Source organism: Ligilactobacillus sp. MP3, from assembly GCF_024436335.1.
GTDB classification, from domain to species: Bacteria; Bacillota; Bacilli; order Lactobacillales; family Lactobacillaceae; genus Ligilactobacillus; species Ligilactobacillus salivarius.
The window spans coordinates 26,522-45,450 of the sequence record NZ_JANFQI010000005.1 but is presented as its reverse complement, the minus strand read 5'-3'; the positions used below and the strand labels follow the sequence as shown (position 1 = coordinate 45,450).

Sequence of the window (18,929 nt, the reverse complement as noted above, 5' to 3'; positions counted from 1 at the left end):
TCCTTTGTTTTAATTTAACTTCAATTTATATTGTAACACATTATAGCAAAGAAAAAAGAACCAGCCTAAACCGGTTCTTTTCTATCATCTAATATCCACCATAATAAGTGTTATCATCATTACTATAATTAGTATCTTTGCCTTCTGAGCTGATATTCACATCATTATCACTAGAAAGTGTATTTCCTGTTTTAGCCTTAGATAAACCTAGTGCTTTTCTAAGCTTATTAGTAATACGTTGTTTTTCAGTTGTTGATGCTACTTCGAAAGATTCTCCATTAATCATTTCAGAAGTTCCTTGTAAGAAGTCTGAATCCATATCATGTGTAGCAACACGATACTTAGTTCCTAGTGTTAATAAATCATCAAATGTTAAGTCTGTCTTCATTTGCTTAGAAATAGTACTTAGGAACTTTTGATTAACTAAACTTGTTAACCCTGAACTCTTAAATGCAAGTTTAGTTAATACTTGACGTTGACGTTCTTGTCTACCATAATCCCCAAGTGGATCTTCATGGCGCATGCGAACATATGCTAAAGCTTTCTTTCCATCCATATTTACTTCTTTACCCTTCTTAAAGGTATACCCACCATAGGTAAAGCTAATAGTTGGTTCTACTTTAACTCCTCCAACTGCGTCAATTAATTTTTCTAGTCCACCCATATTGATAGTTGCATAAAAATCAATTGGCACATTTAAGAATTTTTGTACAGTCTTAACTGCTGTTGCTGATCCACCATATTCGTATGCTGAGTTTATCTTACTTGGGAAATAATCTTCATAACCATAAACAGCTACCTCAGTATCACGTGGTAATGATACTAATGTCATCTTCTTGTCCTCAGGATTCAAGACACAAAGTATCATTGTATCTGTTCTTCCTTTAAAACTACGTCCCAAAGCTCCAGTATCAGTACCCATTAACAGAATTGAGATAGGTCTTTTCTTCTTCAAAGCGTCACTAACATTTCTGGCCTTTGCGACTTGAGTTGAACTATAAATTGCATTAGCGGCTTGTTTAGCATTAGTATATTTTCTATAAGCATAAAATCCCCCAATAATTGCTACAATAACTACAACTAGCCATAGTAATTTATGTCCCTTTTTTTTCGGTTTATTATTATGTTGATGATAGCGTTGGGAACGAGTCATATGTTCTGTATCTATATAACCATTCTCATCACTTCGAACATTATAATTATCATTTCTTCGTGATGGCATTTTCTCCTCCAAAATTATCGAAAAAATAATCCGCTTATAATAATATACTTTGAATTATTTTTTTCAAATTATGTAATCATAGTGCCAGTTTACCAAAAAATTATTAGATAACAAATACTTATATTAAAACGTATTTAATTCTTTAAAAAATATTAACTCAAGTTTTCATTTTGTTACTGTTATGTAATAATAGCGTTAACTTTCTTTTACAGTCCTTATCTTAAAGTAAACCTGACCTACTAATTCAGCTAAAAAGAATCCCATCGCTATAGCTCCAGCTATCATCCCAACTTGTACTAAATATTCAATTGCTAAAGAGTTATTTCCTAAAGCAAAATAACGAATTGCACGATAAGATTGTCCCCCTGGCACTAATGGTACTAGGCTAGGAATATTAAAAAGAATCATAGGCATCTTTTTCACACGTGCAAAAATAATCGCAGTAACTCCAATTGCAAATGCAGCTAAAAGATTAGCTAACATATTACCTAAATCAAGATGCTTAATAAATAAATAGACCATCCAGCCTAATACTCCAATAATTCCACAACCACTTAAGGCCTTTCTAGGAATATTTAAAAGTACTCCAAAGCCTACAGATGAAAGATAGCTGAATAAGATATTAATCAATAAATTCACCTTAACCTTCCCTCCCTTACATAAATCTTAGAACCATCGCAATCCCTAAAGCAATTGCACTAGCTGATAATAATGCTTCTGTTCCTCTAGCTAATCCACTTAATAAATGGCCAGCTAAAACATCTCTTACAGAATTGGTAATTGGTACTCCTGGTACTAACGGCATAACACTCCCAATAATTATCATACCTACTGATATTCCCAAGTTATTTCTAACAGCTAATACGGATAAAACACCAATTACTAACGAAGCTAAAAATTCACTTACAAACTTTATTTTAAATGTTGTATTGATAAAGTAATAGCAAGCATAACCCAATCCACCAATAACTGCAGTTGTGATAAAATCTTGCCAATGACCATTGTACATTATCATCAGAGTGCAACTTATCATTGCTGCAGCCAATACTTGCCATGTCCAAGCAAAAAATGGTGCTTTTTTATCGATAAATTCCAACTTTACCTTCATTTCTTCAACTGTGATTTTTTTCAATTGAAAAGCACGTGAAATGTCATTGACTCTTGATACTTTTTCTAAATCAATTGTTCTTTTTTGAATTGGTTCTACCTGTGCCAATTTATAATTTGGAACTGACATCATGATTCCGGTGGTAGTCTCAAAAATTTTTGGTTCTTTAATTCCACCATTTCGAGCTATACGTTTTAAAGTATCATCAACTCTTGCCATATCAGCTCCACTTTCAATCATAATTTTTCCAGCTAACATGACAGAATCTATTAATTCTTGCATTTGCGTATCTTGCATTGTAACTAACCCCCACCGTCTTCAAAATTTATCTAATCATATCACGATATTTAAAGCAAAAAAAGACTGAAAAGAATTTCTTCTTTCCAGTCTATCATTTATCTACTTAATTATTAGTCTTTAACAACGTTAGCAGCTTGTAAACCACGATCGCTACTTTCAACGTCAAATGTTACATGTTGACCTTCTTCTAAAGTCTTGTAACCTTCACCTTGAATAGCTGTGAAATGTACAAATACATCATCACCATTTTCACGTGTGATAAAACCAAAGCCCTTTTCTGCGTTAAACCATTTAACTGTTCCTTGTTCCATAAATGAAAAATCCTCCTTGTGCCTAAGCACATAATAATTCTGTAATTCTGAGTGGCACATAATAGAGAAATTTCATTGAAACAATCTAAATGAAACCTAGTCAAAAATACAATTCTAAGTATAACATACTTATTGGCAATAACCAAATTATTTCACGAAAATGTAATGAGCAGCTTTATATCCAATGCTTAATTCAGCCCCGTCAGCCAACCTTTTAACCTTAATTGGTCCTTCAAATGGAAGATGTTCTAAAACTTCAATCTTGTCTCCCAATTTAAGTTCCAAATCATCTAAATAAGTTAGCAACTCATGGTTATCAATAAATCTGTCAACTTCAACCGTTTCTCCAACTTTAATTTCAGCTAAAAATTCGTGACTTTCTTCTTCATATTCCCCAGCTTCTGTTGGAATAACTCCACCATGTGGACATTCACGTGGGCTATTAAGAAATTGATCAAGCTTTTTCATTAACTTATCGCTAGCTACATGTTCTAAAACTTCAGCTTCATCATGAACTTCTGATAATTGATAATCCAATTTTTCTACTAAAAAAGTTTCCCATAGACGATGACGGCGAACTAATTTTTCAGCTACTTCAATTCCTTCATCAGTTAATGATATTCCTGCATATGGCGTATGTGCAGCTAAACCTTCTTTAACTAATTTATTGACCATTTCAGTTACAGAACCAGCAGCAACATTTAAACTCATCGCTATTTGCTTGTTAGAAACTTTTTTCTTAGTTCCACCAAGTTCAAAAATAATCTTTAAATAATCTTCTTTCTTAGGTGTCATTATCTCACCTCTATTTTTTCCAAATTTAAATTACTCGTCACTCATAAATGTAAAACGTTTACTACCTAATTATAACAGAATTCAAACACTATAGTAATTAAATTTTGGTCTACCAAAAATAAATCTTAATTTTTCAATCTAACTATCAAATCTTCTAAATCTTTTGGCATCTCACTCTTAAATAACTTCTCTTCTTGAGTAAATGGATCTACATAAGCTAACTGATACGCATGGAGTGCCTGTCTTTCTAGTCCCCAATCTAATCTGCCACCATATAACTCATCGCCTATCAAAGCATGATTAATACTACTGAAGTGAGCTCTTATTTGATGCGTTCTACCTGTATGTAGCTTACATTCAACTAAAGTAGCTTTATCTCCTAAGTATTCTCTAACCCAGTACTCAGTCTTGGCAATCTTTCCTGTATCAGTTACCATTTGTCCGATTCCATTTTCTCTAGGTCCAAGTGGTTTATCTATTATGCCATGCTTTTCTGCAATAATTCCTTCGACCACTGCCAAGTATCTTTTATCTATACTATGTTCTTCAACCTGTTTGTTAATCAATCCTTGAGCAAAACGATGCTTAGCTACAAGAACTAAGCCACTTGTATCTCTATCTAAACGAGTAATTACATGCGGAACTAAGTCTTTTGATTTTTGTTGCCATAGATGAAATTTAACCCGATTAACTAAGGTATCGATACGATTACTAGGACCTGGAACACTTGAAAGTAAAGGTGGTTTATCTATCACTAGCCAATTGCTATCCTCATAAATAATATCTAGCGATTCCTTACTCATTTTGACATCTTCATCTGATTTTTCTGGTGGTAAAATCAAAGTTATTTTTCCTTTACCAACTTCAATAGATAATGACCTTTTTTTGCCATCTACTAAAACTTTTCCATTTCCTTTTTTCAAACTACTTAAAGTTCGATGACTGACACCCTTATTCTTTAAAAATTTTTTGAGTGTCATTTTCTCGTCACTTTCTTTATTCCACGTAAATTTCATCGTTAAACCTTTCTAAAGAAACTTACTAATAATGCCACTATACCAATTACAGATTCGATTATTCCCATATTCACAATCTGACTTAAAATTGCGTAGGCATAGTTTTCAACAATACTTCCCAAAATTCCTGATTGATTAATTAAACTTGGAAATATCTCTGCAGGCACACTAGTATATCCAATGATGCAAAAGATTATCCCTGTAATCAAAAATGCTAAACCTGTATAGTGCAACCAACCAAATAAACTTCTCTGTAATAATAATACTAAGATCAACATTATCACTGTAATGATACTTCCTGCAGTTATCATCAGTGTCACATAACCACTGATATTGCTGGCAGCATCATATACTTGTTGTAACTGTGTACTTGGAATTTGTTGACTGATGTAATTGTTTAATACAGAAGCCAGTGACTCCACTACTCCACTAAAGACAGAAGCGTCAACGGGTACTCCTGAACTTGCAATTTCCTTATTCACATTTGTTTGAATTTGACTACTTAAAGTATTAGTATCCACAATTTGTGTAACTTGTCCGTCATAAATTCTTTTAATAGCAATCTCAACATCTTGTCTAAACTGCTTCTTAGTAATTAAACTATCCGCATAACTTGCTGGAATTCGGTACATTTGAGCAGATGAAGCTAATGTTTGATTGGCTTCAGTATATAGTTTCCCAATATTTTCGTCTTTAGCTAATTCCTTACTGGTAAAATCTGCGTTCAAAACCGTAGTCTTTATCAAAAGTCCCATAGTTGCGACACTTAAAGCAGCCACCATGATTAAAGTAAATAACCGACTTATCCACTTAGCACGAAGTTTCTTGGGTTGCTTTAGCATTTTTTCAGCTTGTGTTCTTCGCATTTCTTGTGATGAATCTTTCCCCATAATCAGTTTCCTTTCTTTAAAAATAATTTAAATGGTATAATCTAGTAGATATTATTTATAAGGAGTTTTTTGATGTTTGTTCCACAAAATAAGTATAGACCTCTCATCGCGTCTATCTACTTAGCTTTATTTTTAATTTTATTAATTTTAGTTAAAACTAACAGTATAGTTGTTACATCATTTGATAAATTTGTACAGAACTTACTTCTACCAATTACCAATCCTACTAATACAAGAATTGTTGAAAAAATTACTTATCTAGGTGGCCCTAGAATTGCTGCAATTCTTTCAATTATCGTTAGTCTTTATATGTTTATTAGACATAACTTCAAGGCTGGAATTTGGTCAGCCAGCACCTTGGTAATTGGAAATCTTATCAATGTACTAGCTAAAAATTTAATTCAACGTCCACGCCCTAGTGATAAGTTAGTCGCAATCGGTGGCTATAGCTTTCCAAGTGGACATACCTTTGGAACTGCTTTATTTATCTTTTTCGTAGTATTTTTAATTGTTCCTCAAATTAAGGATGTTACGTTAAGACGAATTCTAACCTTCTTAGGTTTCCTTTGGATTCTTATTATTGCCTTAACGCGCGTATATTTACATGTACATTATCCTACTGATACTATTGCCAGTATTTTATTAGTCCTATTTTTATGGGAAAGTTCACTTATAATCTGGCGTAGAATCAGTGATTAACCCTAATAATTATTAAAAGCAGCACTCTAGGTGTTGCTTTTATTTTTACTTATTTTCATTACTAGGCTGTGGCTCAGTTGCAGAATTATTTGTTTCCGGCTTAGATTCCGAGCTATCTTTTACATTATCTTGACCATTATTTTTATCGTCATTTTTCTTAGGCTCACCATTTTGATTTTCCACTGATGATGATGAACTAGCAGCAGCTTTCTGTGCTTTTTTAGCTTCTTCTTGTCTTTGTTGTTCACGTTGTCTTCTTATTGCAGCTTGTTGATTTTGAATTCTAATTTGTTCCAAAATTCTATTATTTCTTTCCTGCAATTCACGTGCATCTTTTCTTACTTGTGAATAATACTTTTCATCAATATTTTTTCCATCTAAAATCTGAACTAGATTTTCATTCGATTGGCTATAAGCGCCTATTTCAGTAAGTCTTATAGCTTTATTATAAAGATCATCATACTTTTCACGTTGCTTTAGTACTGATTCTAAAAGTTTATCTTTCTTCTTAGCTCTCTGGGTTAGAATTGATAAAGACGGAGATATTTTTGCAGTTGATCTAAATGTTAACTGTGCTTGTTCATAATCATCTTGTTTCAACTCAGCTAAGCCTTCTTGATAGAGTTTAACTTGTTCTAATCGTTGTTTAGCTACTACATCATCTGGTTTCTTACGTAGAGCATCTTGCAAATTAAGTTCTGTTTTCTTATATTCTGCAGCTTGAGCATTGGTTATTGCTTGAGACATCAAATTATCAAACTGCTTTTGTGTTTCACGCTTTTTAGTATAACCAAAGCCAACAAATACAAGTGCCACTACAATTGCTGTTATTAACCAAAACATCCACCGCTTCATCATCTCACCCCATTTCTCTTTCTAGTCTAGTATAGCATTTACTCACCAATTCTACTTAAGAAGTGCTTGCATCCAACTATGGAATAAATCTACCCATTGTGCAGCTTGTGGTTCAATGTCTTCTGGACGACCTACACGAGCCGTTTCTTCATTAGCTAATGCCAAGCCATGAGGACCATGTGGGAAGATATGATATTCTGTTGATACTCCTGCTTTTCTTAATGCTGAGACAAATAATAAACTATTTTCCATAGGAACAGCCTTATCTTCAAATGTATGCCACATAAATACTGGTGGTACATCCTTAGTAACTAACTTTTCAAGTGATTGGTTAGCTAAAGCTTTTTCATCTTCAATTCCATCTTTACCTAAAATTTGTTCAAAGGAACCTTGATGCCAGAAATTTTTATTAGTTGTGATAACCGGATAGGATAATACTAAACCATTTGGCTCAATTTCTTCTGGTTTATATCCCATTTGTTTCAATTCATCGCTATTCCACTTAACACCTAAACTAGCTGCCAAATGTCCACCAGCTGACATTCCCATAATGATGATCTTATCTTCGCGAACATTCCATTCATCAGCATTATCTCTAACTAATTTTACACTTTGGGCTAATTGTTCCAAGGCTACAGGATATCTAACTTGGCAAGTATAGTTTAATACAAATGCATTATATCCCATAGTTATTAATTTCAAAGCAACTGGATCGGCTTCTCGATCTGAAACAAAATGATAACCCCCACCGGGACAAATGATAATTGTAGCGTGCTTATCTTGTACTCCCCAGTCATTTTTCTTTTCAATTGTATATCCCATTAATTCAGCTGTATGACCTGCAACTGTGATCTTTTCTGTTATTTTTTGCATAATAAAATCCTCCTTAAAACAAAAAGCCACCTTAGTGATAATATGCCTAAGATAGCTAATAAACCTTATATTCTAAACTGTCAAAAATGTGGCTAAAATTGCTACTGCTACCAATCCAAAAAGAACTGAAAGTCCCATGGAACGTGAGCGATAAGCCACAACAATAACAATTATTGCTGCTAGTAACTTAGCCATATATTCTAAACCTACAAATGTATAGGTCTTTGTATTAACAAAAAGGTCTCTGACTACGAGTGCCGTAAACAAAGATACTGGCACGTATTTCATCCATTCATTAAACCATTCTGGAATCTTACGAGTTGAGAAGAATTTCAATGGTAAAAATCGAGGAATGAAAGCCGCAATCATCGAACAGATAATAAGTATAAAATGGTCCATTGACGAATATTGCATCATTTTTCTCCTGACTTACTAATAACTTTCCGACTTGCCTTTGGCTTGATCTTCTTCAACCAGAAATTGCCCTTGGCTTCACCTTTTTTAACGATATTATGTTCAATCATAAAACCGATAAAGGAAGCTAACAATGTAGCTACTATTAGTCCCATTGTACTCTTCAAAGTAACTAACGCAACAATTGCAATTACCCCTGAAATAAAACTAACTAAAATTGTTAGTTTGTTGCGAATTTGCATAACAATCATATAAATAAACATTGCAGTTAAAGCAAAGTCGACAATATCTAGATAATTCTCCATTGGTAATAAATTACCAACTAAACTCCCAATAAAATTAGCTACAGACCAAAATAGTAAGGACCAGTGTTCTACAGCTAAGGCATCTTTAGGCGTCCAGCTCTTATCAGTTGCGAATTTTAAGTAGTTTACAGCATAATTTTCATCATTCAATGAAACGGCAAAGAAATATAAAAACTTCTTGCTTGTTCCTTTAATATATTGTGACAAACTTGAACCCAACAACGCATAACGTAACTCTAGGAAAAATAGCATAATAACTATCGTTTGCATTGGGGTATTCGTAGTTAACATAGAAGCTATCAAGAACTGAGCTCCACCTGAGAATACTAATACAGATACCAATAAAGTTAATAGCGGGTTAAAACCGGCAGCGTGTAATAAAATTCCGCATGCCAAACCGATTGGCACATAACTTAGGCATAATGGTAGAGACACCTTGAATACTTCTACCCAACGTGCTTCTGTTTTTTCCACGAATAAGCCTCCATTTTAAGAATAAAGTCCTCACAATTCAATTATAACACATGATTATTTAAACTTTAAAATAAAAATTAATATCAGATTTATTTGATTATCTGCATTTTACTATAGCTAATAATAATTTTTCCCTTAGCGTCTTGATAAGTAATTGATTTATTATACTCATCGTCAAAAATTATCATCGCTGAATTATGTAATTGTTTATCGACTACTCCTGTAAAAGTATGACGATGAAACTTAAATTCAACATGTGTGCCTTTAACGAATTTTTTACCAATTTCACTAACTTCTATATTTTTGTCTTCGTTAGTAGCTTTTGCCATTTTAATCACTTCCTATTTTCATTATACCCCTTTTTTAGAATTTGAAAAATGTGGTAACATTGAGTCAAATATATTAATTAAGGATGTGACATCATGAAACTTATTTCATGGAATATCGATTCTTTGAATGCTGCTTTAACTAGTGATTCTGCTCGTGCTAAACAATCACGTGAAGTCTTAGCAACTATTATTGCTGAAAATCCAGATATAATAGCAATTCAAGAAACAAAATTATCAGCTACAGGTCCAACTAAAAAACATCAAACTATTTTAGCTGAACAATTTCCAGATTATGAAATTGCTTGGAGAAGTTCACAAGAACCAGCTCGTAAAGGTTATGCCGGTACTATGTTTCTTTATAAAAACAATTTAAATCCTACTATCAGCTATCCTGAAATTGATGCACCTGAACCAATGGATTCTGAAGGTAGAATCATTACACTTGAATTTGATAATTTTTACGTTACTCAAGTATATACTCCTAATGCTGGCGATGGTTTGAGACGTTTAGCTGAACGTCAGGTTTGGGATGAAAAGTACGCTGACTACCTAGTTTCATTGGATCAAAATAAACCTCTTCTTTCTAGCGGTGATTTCAATGTTGCTCATAAGGAAATCGACTTAGCTCATCCTGGTAATAATCATCATTCTGCTGGTTTCACTGATGAAGAAAGAGCAGGCTTTACTAACTTGCTTAATAAGGGCTTTACAGATACCTTCCGCTATGTTCATGGCGATGTTAAGGATGTTTACTCTTGGTGGGCTCAAAGAAGTCGTACAAGCAAGATTAACAACTCTGGTTGGAGAATTGATTATTGGCTAGCAAGTAATCGTATTGCTGATAAAATTGTTCGTTCTGAAATGTTGGATTCTGGTGAACGTCGCGATCATACTCCAATAGTGTTAGAAATTAATATCTAGACGAAAAAAGAGAGATTTTCAAAATTCGAAAATCTCTCTTTTCTATTCTAATCTTCAATGCTTGTTGGTTCTTCTGAATAACTTACCTTTCCGCTTGTACGTAAGTAACTCATAGAAATCCATAATAGCAATAAGCTTGCTACGATAAAGATTAATTGAACTGTCAATGAAATTGTCATTTGGCTGCTTCCTAAACCACTGGATAATGATTCACGGAATCCGTAAACAGAGTAAGTCATTGGTAAGTATGGGTTAATTGCTTGGAAGAAACCATTCATACCCTTAGTAATTTGAATTGGGAAGGAACCACCACAGGCACCTAATTGAATTACTAAGAAAATCATACCAATGAATCGTCCAGGGTTACTGAACAACATCGCTAATACCATAATTATGAACATTGCCGCCAGTGAGAATGAAATAGCATTCATAAACGTAGCAGCAGGATGATCTGGATGCAATCCAGCCAACATCATCAATCCTACTTCAACAACTGCATTTCCGATTGCTACCACAGCACCTATAGCTACCTTACTAAAGAACCATTCTGTTGCAGAACCATCAGGCGTTGATAGTCGACGAATTGGATAAACTAGGTTAAATACCAATGCACCAACATATAAAGCGACTGATAGCATGTATGGAGCTAATGCATAGCCATAGTTAGGAACATAAGAATAATTCTTGTGTTTCAATGTTGTAGGTGCAGCGAACATATTAGCATTTGCACTATTCAAGTTTTGACTATTAACTTCCTTAGCACCAGCACTTAAGCTCTTAGCTAGAGTACCATTGCCTTCGCTAATCTTATTGGCACCATCAATTAATTGTCCTGAGTTAGCAGCTAGTTGTTGAGTACCATTTGCTAATTGGTTTATACCATTTGTTAATGTTGGTACTTGAGCATTAAGTTGTCCAAGACCACCAGCTAATTGGTTACCACCGTTTGCTAATTGATTTACACCACTTGTTAATGCTGGAATTTGTGTATTCATTTTGCCTAAACCACTAGCTAATTGGTTACCACCATTTGCTAGTTGATTTACACCACTTGTTAATGCTGGAATTTGTGCATTCATTTGACCTATTCCACCAGCTAATTGTGCGGAACCAGATAAAATCTTACCGTTATTAGCAACTAATGCTACTGCGCCATTATTCAATTGTGTAACACCTGTTACTAATTCTGGCAATTCATTCTTCAATTCTGATGTTCCTGCATATAATTGGCTTGCACCAGAAGTCAATGCACCATTTTGATCAGTCAATTGCTTTGCACCATTTAAGGCACTTGTTACACCAGCAGTATATTTGTTTACACCATCATTCAAATCAGATGAACCTTTAGCTAATGCTTTAGTTGCTTCTTGTAAAGTAGTTACACTCTTTGCTAATTCTTGCAATTTATCAGCATTACCTTTTAATTCATTAGGATCGATATTAATTCCATTCAATACACTAGCTGCATTAGTTAATTTATCAGACATTGCTGATAAATTAGATAGTTGACCTTGAAGTCCTGATAGCTTAGTATTTACACCATCCATCTGAGCCTTAATTTGACCTGCTGTTGTACCTGCATCTGAAATTGCATTACCAGCTGCTTGGTTTTGTTGTAAAGCTGCTTGTAATTTTTGCTTATCAGCATCTGTTAAGTTGCTAGAACCTAAAACAGCTTGAATATTTGCAGATGAACCTTGAACACTACTTCCAGCAGTCTTCAAATCACTACCTAACTTATTAGATAATTCTGTAGATGAACTTTGAACAGCAGCTAATTCATCCTTCATTCCACTCATACTACTTTGTAGAGTTGCTATAGCTTGCATTGCTGGTTGTAATTGTTGCTTTACAACTTGTAATTGTTGTAAGCCATTGATTAATTGTGTAGTATCTCCACTATTAAATTGGCTGACATTAATTTTAGCAACTTCAGCAGCTAATGCTTTATTACCAGCGGCAACTTGTGCTGCACCATCTTTCAATGATTTAGAATTACCGTTAAGTTCAGTCAAACCTTTTTGAAGTTGAGATACCCCTGCTGTATATTTATTAACTCCATCATTTAGTTGCTTACTACCGTCATTTAATTTAGTAGCACCAGCACTTAAACTATCAGCACTACCAGCAACTTTATCATGTAAAGTATCAACACCAAATACTAATTGATTTACACCATTTATATATTGACCTAAGCCATTGTTTAAATCATTAGAACCTGTTGCTAATTGATTTACACCTGAAGCCAATGTTCTTGTCTTACCTTGTAACTGGTTCAATCCAGATGATAAAGTCTTAGAACCTGTTGCTAATTGATTTACACCTGAAGCAAGTGTTCCTGTTTTACTTTGCAATTGGTTTAATCCATCTGCCAATACACTAGCACCAGTTGTTAACTTCAATACACCAGCACTCAATGGAGCAACACCGTTCTTAAGTTGGATAACACCATCGTTAACTTGGTCAACACCTGCTGTATAAACCTTCAAACCATCAGATAATGTATATGCACCATCTGAAAGTTGTGTAGCACCTTTAGCAGCTTTGTTGAAACCTTTACCAACTTTCTTCACTGTGTCAAACATTGTTGTGGCATAAGCTTCGGAAACAGAATCACGGACAGAAGAATTTACTTGCTTAGCTCCTTCTTCTCCGATAACTTTACCAATGTAGTTCAACGCATCATTAGTGTTATATGTTAGTTGCATCTTCTTAGGATGCTTGTCTAACACAGTCGTAGCATTTTTAGAGAAGTTCTTAGGAATTGTAATTACCATATAGTACTTCTTATGGCTCAATCCATATTTAGCTTCTTTTGCGTTAACAAAATGCCAACCTAAATCTTTATTCTCTCTTAATTCTTTTTCTAAGTCTTCACCGACTTTAAATGTCTTTCCTTGATACTTAACTGGCTTATCATTATTTACTACCGCAACGGGTAAATACTTGGTATTGCCATAAGGATCCCATACTGATTTTAAGAAGAATAAACTATATAGGAAGGGAATAATCATAATAGCAATAATCGTTGCTGTCAAAATTTTATGTTTACGAATGTTATTAAATTCTTCAACTACCATCTTCAAAGTAGTATACCCCCTCTTTCTCGATTTATATTCTAACGTTATATAATATACACTTTATGTTACTATGTAGACAATAAACAGATAGCGACATTTGTCGCATTCTAGATGCTATAAAACTACAATAAATAAGCATGATAGCTATTTTACTAGACATTTGAAGAGATTATGTTTATTCTCCGTAAACAACTGTATTATTAGCTATTTCATTAACCTTATCTACAAGATGATGACTATTAATATAATCTACAATTTCATCTTGAGTAGTCGCACTTATTCTACTAAAACCCGGTGTATTTTTAACTTGAGAATAGAAGTAAACTTCTCTATTCCTTCCTAATTTGTATCCACAAGAACTGTCCATTTGTCCTGGTGCTAATTCATATAGAATTGGTGTTTCATCAGCTTCAGTTTCATCATCATTTAGTTTAACTAAACTAACATATAACTGCGAATTCTTTAAAGAAAGCTCATAATTACCCTTAAATAAAGGATCATCTGCTTTTAAAGCCCCATATACTAAAATTGAAGCTGCATTCTGTTTATTAGTTAAAGTTGATACTGATAATTTTTCTGAATTATCTGATGTTTCCTTTTCTGAACTAGAAGAACTTTCAGAATAACTATTTGAATTTGAGCTTGAACTCTTCTCACTACTATTGGATTTATCTTTTTGTACAACAGTCGAATTGTTATTCCTTGAATTTTCAGTTTGTCTGTTAGACTTGAAATATCCCAAGCTAACTGCCCCTATAACAATTACAATGATTATTGCTACTGTAACAACAATATTTCTTAAGTTATTAGATTTAGAATTTCCTTGTGATCTTCTTAAATTTTTAGACTTTATTCTTGAAACATCTTTTTGCTTTTTGTTTGTATTATCTATTTTTGGTAACTCTTCATATGTATTATCAATATTATTATCAGATATAGTATCACTTGATTGTACTCCTGATAATTTACTTCCACAATTCTCACAAAAAGAAGCTTCTACTGAGTTCGGAAAACCACAATTTTGACATACTACCTTTTTACTTTCTGATAGTTTATTACCACAATTTTCACAAAAAATTGCATCTTTTGAATTCACAGTTCCACATTTATTGCATTTTTTCATAATATATTCTCCCCCTTTTATTACAACTATATAACTAAATTATATAACTTCTTTTTCTAAACTGAAATAACTTCTATACAACAAAAAAACCACCCTCAAAATGAGAGTGGCCTATATCATAAAGAAAATCTATCTTAAAGTTTTTCTTTGTTTACAATGTTCAACTTGTCATCCAAGTCGTAAACAACTGGTTGACCTGTTGCCATTTCAACGTTCATGATGTCTTCATCAGAGATTTGTTCGATGTACTTAGTTAAAGCACGTAATGAGTTACCGTGTGCAGCAACGATTACGTTCTTACCAGCCAATAAGTCTGGTGCAATGTGGTCTTCCCAGAAAGGAATTACACGTTCCAAAGTAACTTTCAAGTTTTCGCCACCAGGAATGATGCGTGGGTCTAAGTCAGCATAACGACGATCGTTTGCTGCAGAACCTTCATCGTCTGCACTCAATAATGGAGGTAATACATCGTAAGAACGACGCCAGATATGAACTTGTTCGTCACCATACTTTTCAGCAGCGTCTGCTTTGTTCTTACCTTGTAATGCACCATAGTGACGTTCGTTTAAACGCCATGTCTTCATTTCTGGAATCCATAATTGGCCAGATTCTTCCAAAGCAAAGTGTAAAGTCTTGATAGCACGAGTTAAAACAGATGTGTAAGCTTGGTCAAATTCGATACCAGCTTCTTTTAACTTACGACCTGCTTCCTTAGCTTCTTCAACACCTTTTTCACTCAAGTTAACGTCTTCCCAACCTGTGAAAAGGTTCTTTAAGTTCCATTCACTTTGTCCGTGACGGATAAATACTAATTTTGGCATAGTAATGTAAACCTCTTTCTTAAAATAATATTTACAAGCCTAATTTTACACTGAAAATGAAAAAATTGGTAGTTATTTCATGTAAAACTTTACTTAATTTTCTGATTTTAAAGCATTTACTAATGCAGATACTGCTTTTTTGATGTTTTCTGGTGTAGTAGCAAGGTTTACTCGGATATGGCCTTTACCACTTTCACCGAACCAATCACCAAAATCAACTGCTAATTTAGCTTGTTTCTTAACTAGCTTTTCAACTTTATCAGCTGGAACAAGTGCTGATAAATCAATCCACATGAGATATGTTCCTTCTAGATCACTAACTTTAATTTCAGGGAATGCTTTAGTTAATTCATCGCGCACATAAACGAAGTTATCTCTAATTACTTCGATCATATTGTCTAACCATTCTGCACCTTCGCGATATGCAGCTTCTGCAGCTACACGACCTAATAGACTACCTTGAGGAGCACTTAAACGACCCACTACTTCATCATATAAATCGCGAATTTGAGGATTAGGAATAACTACATGACTGTTTAATAATGATGCCATATTAAATGTCTTAGAAGGTGCATCCACCATTACTAAGTTATCACGATAGAAACCATCTTTAATTGATAACATAGATGTGAACTTCTTATCTCCAATAATTAAGTCATGGTGGATTTCATCAGCAATAACTCTTACTTTTTCATCGTGGCAGATTGCTAGTAATTTTTCCAATTCATCTTCAGACCAAACTCTACCAACTGGATTATGTGGACTGCAGAAAATTAGTAACTTAACATTGTTTTCTTGCATCTTCTTTTGGATATCTCCGTAATCCATTTCGTAATGTCCATCATGATTTACCAATTCAGAAATTACTAATTTGCGATTGTTATTTTCAATTACTCGCATGAATGGGTAATATACTGGTTGTAAAACCATGATCGCTTCACCCGGAACTGTTAAGGTTTCAATCAAAGTACTTAATGATTGCACTACCCCTGTACCAAATCTCATCCAATCTTTATGCAATTCAATTCCATAACGTTCCTTTTGCCAGTTAAAGTATGCTTCATAATAGCTATCTGGCACTAAAGAATATCCAAAAGCACCATGTTCAACACGTTCAACCAATGCTTTTCGTGCTGCTTCAGGAACTTTGAATTCTGTATCTGCTACCCATAAAGGTAAAAGATCAGTTTCGCCGAATTGAGATTCTAAGCCATCCCATTTAGATGAGTTAGTGTTACGACGTTCAACTGCGTATTTCTTGATAAATTCTTCTTTTTCCATCTATTTTACCTTCTCTCTGAATTTCTTCAGTCTTTCTCTGCGAATATGGTCGCTTTTAACCCCTAAAATATCCAAAAGGAATGTAAATACTGGGATACCAACAATTAATCCCCACATTCCAAATAAATGTTCAGACACATATAGTACAACAAATGTGTAGAAAATTGGTAATTCTGTTCTGCTTGACATTAACTTAGGATTTAACACATATGCTTCTAAGGCATGAACCACGCAAAGCATAATAATGATGTAAATAATATACTTTACCCCACCAACAGTGTAACCAATTAACATCATCGGAATTGCTGAAATGATAACACCAGCAACTGGAATCATACTCATGAAGAATATTAATAACGCTAAACTGAACAATTGAGGCATCTTCATACATGCTAAAATCGTTGTTGTAATTGCTGTATTAATTAAAGCAATAATAAATTGAGTTTCTAATACAACCCCAAAACTGTTAATAAAAATCTTAGCAAAGTAGTAAACGTCATTAAAGAACCATGAATATGGACCCTTTAAAAATGATTTTGAAAACTTAAACAAATCATCTTTATCAATTGTAAAGAAAAAGCTTAGTAATAACGCCATAATAAACGTCATTCCCATCGTTCCAATATTCGCCAAATACTTAACGATAATTGACATACCACCACGCATTTGCTTCATAATATCGGATTGACTAATATACTGTGTGACCATATTAATCACATCATTTGTTCCCTTAGGTGGATGATTGTAGAACTTAACAATGTAATTTACCAAATTTTCCGATTGTGTAACTAATTTTGGTAGGTAGATAGTTATTGCTAAGTAAATACCACCTATCATCAACAAATAAACAATGATGACAATTAATTTAGAAGGAATATCTATTTTCTTTCTAATTGCATCATTTAAACTAATAACTAGAAACGAAAAAATAAAGGTTAGTAAGATTAAACTCATCATACTTCGAGCTAGATACAGCACTCCTACTAAAAATAGTAAAACTGTAAATCGCCTTAACCGTTCGTTTCCTAAAAAACGTTGCCACAGTGTCAAAAACATCACTTCCCTAGCATAATACCTTTATTTTACAATTTTAGTTCAATAATGTCTTTAATTTTCCCCCAATTTTACCTATAATCGATAAAGTATGTTTTTTAGGTGGTGAAATTTTGCAAACAAGAACACATTTAAAAGGAGTTATTTATGCTAGTTTAGCTGGTATTTTCTGGGGAATGGCTGGAATTGCCTCTGAATATCTTTTTCAAGATCAACACGTTTCAGTTTATTGGATGATGGGTGTAAAAATGAGCTTGTCAGCATTAACTTTACTGGGATTGGCTTACTATCTTGATGGTAAGAAAATTTTTCTGGTCTTTAAAAGTTTCAAGGATATTTTGGGAATTGTCTTATTCTCCATTTTAGGTTTGGCAGGAGTACAATTTACTTATTCAATGACTGTTAATTACAGTAATGCAACTGTCGCAACTATCATCCAAACTTTAGGGATTCTTCCTGTTATCTTTTATTCAGCTATTATTTTCAAACAATTACCTGGTAGAAAACAATGGATTGCGACTATTACTGCTCTTATTGGTGCTTGGTTATTGGTTACTAAAGGTTCTTTTAATCAACTTGCGATCTCAAAAGAGGCAATTATCTGGGGAATTTTTCTGATGCTAACTCAAGCCGGAAATTCTGTTTTGCCAGTTGATCTTTTACGTCGACATAATCCTACTACTATCAGTGCTTGGGCGATGCTAGTTGGTGGTATTGTCTTTGAATTTATTCATCCAGTATGGAAGTCTGTTCCAAAATTTACACCAGCTATTACTTTGAACATGCTTTTTTTAATCTTCATCGGAACAGCTTTATCTTACTATCTTTTTGTAAAAAGTCTCCATCTCATTAGTGCTACTGAAGCAACTTTATTAGACACTTTTGAACCCTTAACCGCTGCTTTATTGGACTTTCTTATCTTTAAGATGAGTTTTAACTGGGCTGAAATCCTCGGTAGTCTTCTAGTTATCAGTACTGTTTTTATTCTGGCTATTGGGACAGAAGATAATAAAGATAGCAACCATAATCTTTAAAAACTATAATCATAGCAAAAAAGCG

General features: G+C 33.7%; 20 protein-coding genes. 3 read left to right on the top strand and 17 right to left on the bottom strand.

The features are described from left to right. Positions 1–88 precede the first annotated feature (88 nt). The 7 genes from NOU10_RS05040 to NOU10_RS05010 form a co-directional block, all read right to left on the bottom strand. The gene (locus NOU10_RS05040; protein ID WP_255906216.1) at positions 89–1,222 is read right to left on the bottom strand and encodes an LCP family protein; all 1,134 of its coding nucleotides are present in this window, start codon (positions 1,220–1,222) and stop codon (positions 89–91) included. Positions 1,223–1,417: 195 nt separating this feature from the next. After that, positions 1,418–1,861 carry a threonine/serine exporter family protein gene (locus tag NOU10_RS05035; RefSeq protein WP_003705378.1) on the bottom strand — a complete coding sequence of 148 codons (444 nt, stop codon included), beginning with the start codon at positions 1,859–1,861 and terminating at the stop codon, positions 1,418–1,420. A 16-nt stretch (positions 1,862–1,877) separates the two neighbouring features. Continuing rightward, complete coding sequence (locus NOU10_RS05030) at positions 1,878–2,627, bottom strand: threonine/serine exporter family protein (RefSeq protein WP_069469006.1); 750 nt, start codon at positions 2,625–2,627, stop codon at positions 1,878–1,880. A 113-nt stretch (positions 2,628–2,740) separates the two neighbouring features. Next, entirely contained in the window at positions 2,741–2,941 is a 201-nt protein-coding gene (locus tag NOU10_RS05025; protein ID WP_003701233.1) for a cold-shock protein, read from the bottom strand. 147 nt (positions 2,942–3,088) lie between these two features. Then, a complete protein-coding gene (locus NOU10_RS05020) occupies positions 3,089–3,736 on the bottom strand; it encodes a metal-dependent transcriptional regulator (protein ID WP_003705381.1) in 648 nt (215 codons plus the stop codon). A 125-nt stretch (positions 3,737–3,861) separates the two neighbouring features. Further along, positions 3,862–4,752, bottom strand: a complete 891-nt coding sequence (locus tag NOU10_RS05015) for an RluA family pseudouridine synthase (RefSeq protein WP_255906215.1) — start codon at positions 4,750–4,752, stop codon at positions 3,862–3,864. Between the two features lie 2 nt (positions 4,753–4,754). Then, entirely contained in the window at positions 4,755–5,642 is an 888-nt protein-coding gene (locus tag NOU10_RS05010) for a hypothetical protein (protein WP_160999508.1), read from the bottom strand. A gap of 72 nt (positions 5,643–5,714) precedes the next feature. Here NOU10_RS05010 and NOU10_RS05005 point away from each other — a divergent pair, with 72 nt between their 5' ends. After that, the gene (locus tag NOU10_RS05005; RefSeq protein ID WP_069469002.1) at positions 5,715–6,341 is read left to right on the top strand and encodes a phosphatase PAP2 family protein; all 627 of its coding nucleotides are present in this window, start codon (positions 5,715–5,717) and stop codon (positions 6,339–6,341) included. A gap of 45 nt (positions 6,342–6,386) precedes the next feature. On the opposite strand, the gene NOU10_RS05000 is transcribed toward NOU10_RS05005, so the two are convergent. The 5 genes from NOU10_RS05000 to NOU10_RS04980 form a co-directional block, all read right to left on the bottom strand. Next, positions 6,387–7,196, bottom strand: a complete 810-nt coding sequence (locus NOU10_RS05000) for a hypothetical protein (protein ID WP_370687296.1) — start codon at positions 7,194–7,196, stop codon at positions 6,387–6,389. Between the two features lie 51 nt (positions 7,197–7,247). After that, the gene (locus tag NOU10_RS04995; protein WP_160999511.1) at positions 7,248–8,069 is read right to left on the bottom strand and encodes an alpha/beta hydrolase; all 822 of its coding nucleotides are present in this window, start codon (positions 8,067–8,069) and stop codon (positions 7,248–7,250) included. A 72-nt stretch (positions 8,070–8,141) separates the two neighbouring features. Further along, entirely contained in the window at positions 8,142–8,483 is a 342-nt protein-coding gene (locus tag NOU10_RS04990; RefSeq protein WP_003701691.1) for an AzlD domain-containing protein, read from the bottom strand. After that, the gene (locus NOU10_RS04985; RefSeq protein ID WP_003701222.1) at positions 8,483–9,262 is read right to left on the bottom strand and encodes an AzlC family ABC transporter permease; all 780 of its coding nucleotides are present in this window, start codon (positions 9,260–9,262) and stop codon (positions 8,483–8,485) included. Before NOU10_RS04985 ends, NOU10_RS04990 begins: the two co-directional genes overlap by 1 nt. 89 nt (positions 9,263–9,351) lie before the next feature. Then, entirely contained in the window at positions 9,352–9,591 is a 240-nt protein-coding gene (locus NOU10_RS04980; RefSeq protein WP_003701221.1) for a hypothetical protein, read from the bottom strand. Between the two features lie 93 nt (positions 9,592–9,684). Between NOU10_RS04980 and NOU10_RS04975 the strand changes: the two genes are divergently transcribed. Then, on the top strand, positions 9,685–10,512 hold the full coding sequence (locus tag NOU10_RS04975) for an exodeoxyribonuclease III (RefSeq protein ID WP_255906213.1): 828 nt from the start codon (positions 9,685–9,687) through the stop codon (positions 10,510–10,512). A 47-nt stretch (positions 10,513–10,559) separates the two neighbouring features. Here the strand turns inward: NOU10_RS04975 and NOU10_RS04970 are convergent, their stop codons facing one another. From NOU10_RS04970 to NOU10_RS04950, 5 genes are all read right to left on the bottom strand, one after another. Then, entirely contained in the window at positions 10,560–13,598 is a 3,039-nt protein-coding gene (locus NOU10_RS04970; protein ID WP_255906212.1) for a YhgE/Pip domain-containing protein, read from the bottom strand. A gap of 169 nt (positions 13,599–13,767) precedes the next feature. Next, complete coding sequence (locus tag NOU10_RS04965; protein ID WP_255906211.1) at positions 13,768–14,715, bottom strand: zinc ribbon domain-containing protein; 948 nt, start codon at positions 14,713–14,715, stop codon at positions 13,768–13,770. 134 nt (positions 14,716–14,849) lie between these two features. After that, complete coding sequence (locus tag NOU10_RS04960) at positions 14,850–15,536, bottom strand: 2,3-diphosphoglycerate-dependent phosphoglycerate mutase (protein WP_003701203.1); 687 nt, start codon at positions 15,534–15,536, stop codon at positions 14,850–14,852. Positions 15,537–15,629: 93 nt separating this feature from the next. Beyond that, positions 15,630–16,817 (bottom strand): MalY/PatB family protein, encoded by a 1,188-nt coding sequence (locus NOU10_RS04955; RefSeq protein WP_003709607.1) that lies wholly within the window; start codon positions 16,815–16,817, stop codon positions 15,630–15,632. Further along, positions 16,818–17,873: an AI-2E family transporter gene (locus NOU10_RS04950; protein ID WP_255906210.1), complete on the bottom strand. Its 1,056-nt coding sequence runs from the start codon at positions 17,871–17,873 to the stop codon at positions 16,818–16,820. 110 nt (positions 17,874–17,983) lie between these two features. Here NOU10_RS04950 and NOU10_RS04945 point away from each other — a divergent pair, with 110 nt between their 5' ends. Further along, positions 17,984–18,904: a DMT family transporter gene (locus NOU10_RS04945; RefSeq protein WP_255906209.1), complete on the top strand. Its 921-nt coding sequence runs from the start codon at positions 17,984–17,986 to the stop codon at positions 18,902–18,904. Positions 18,905–18,929 lie beyond the last annotated feature (25 nt).